Source organism: Candidatus Symbiopectobacterium sp. NZEC135 (genome assembly GCF_025962695.1).
This window is the reverse complement of sequence record NZ_JAGFPF010000461.1, coordinates 1-1360: the sequence shown is the minus strand read 5'-3', so window position 1 is coordinate 1360 and position 1360 is coordinate 1. Positions and strand designations below refer to the sequence as shown.

At 48.4% G+C, this 1360-nt stretch carries 1 protein-coding gene; it reads right to left on the bottom strand.

The window, feature by feature from the left end:
• On the bottom strand, window positions 1-1112 hold a 1112-nt coding region (gene fucP / locus J5224_RS27885; protein WP_264628370.1), incomplete at its 3' end, for an L-fucose:H+ symporter permease.
• Window positions 1113-1360 lie beyond the last annotated feature (248 nt).

Genomic DNA, 1360 nt, shown 5'->3' with positions numbered 1-1360 from the left:
ATACCCAATGAAAAAATGGTTGGATATTGAATCGACATAAACGCACTGCACAGGGTCAGGGCCAACAGCCCGAGATGCCCACCGCTGACTGCCGAGAGGAGGCACAGCATCATGGCGAGCAGGGCATAGGCCGCCAGTACTTTATGTGGTGCAAAACGGCTGATGAGCCAGGTGCCGGTGAAGCGGCCAATAAAGAAACACACCATGGTGCCCGTCAGATAGTTGGCGGCGAAACCGGGCGTCATGCCGGGGATCTCTTCGATGGCGTAGCGAATCAGATAGCTCCAGCAGGCGGTTTGTGCGCCGACGTAGCAAAACTGCGCTAGCACGGCCCAGCGCCAGTGACGGATGCGAACCAGACGAGTAAACGATGCACTGAACGATCCTTGCGCGCTATCAGGGTGCTCCTCACTTTGCAGCGTAGGGAATTTGGCAAACACGATCAGCAGTGCAACGATGAGTACCACTGCAACAATAATCAGATAAGGCGTTTGTACCGATAACACCAGACTGTGTTTATAGGCACTGAGTTGTTCTGGTGCCATATTATCAAGCACCTCCTGCGGTTGGTGTGGCACATTGGATAAAATAAGACTTTGCCCAAAGACCACCGCAATAATAGCGCCAAAGGAGTTGAAGGTTTGCGCTAAATTGAGACGGAAATGCCCACCGCTTTCTGGTCCTAATACCGTTACAAAAGGATTGGCTGCGGTTTCAAGACAACCGAGTCCGGCAGCAATAATAAACAGCCCAATCAAGAATAACGCGTAATTCATCATCTCGGCGGCAGGCCAGAATAAGGCGGCGCCAATCGCGTACAAAAATAGCCCGGTAATAATCCCTGCTTTATAGCTGAGTTTTTTCATCAGAATTCCTGCGGGAATGGGAATGATAAAATAACCAAAATAGAAAGCGGATTGGATCAACCCAGCCTGAAAATTTGTCAGGGTAAAGGCCTGCTGAAATTGCGGTAATAGAATGTCATTCAAATTATTGGCGACCGCCCAAAGAAAAAACAAAGAGCAGAGCAGCGCGAATGGAATGATGTAACGCTTTGTTTGTCCTGTATCCACAGCCCGGAAGCTCTGCGTTTGTATCGTTGTGTTTCCCATAGCAACCTCATCAGTTCAGAAGGGTGTTCAACAGCCATTGGCGTGCAGTTCGCATTCTGTTCGAATCGCAAATTTATGCGAGTTCGGGGATGCACCGGATAAATAAATCAATACGCCGGGTGAACGCATGAATTGATTTTCAAATAAACCACGTCGTTTAATATGATGCTTGTCACATTTGACAATGCTTGGTGTTTTTATGTGGTTGCCATCACCTTAATTAGCGTGATGGCATTACCGTTTGAGAA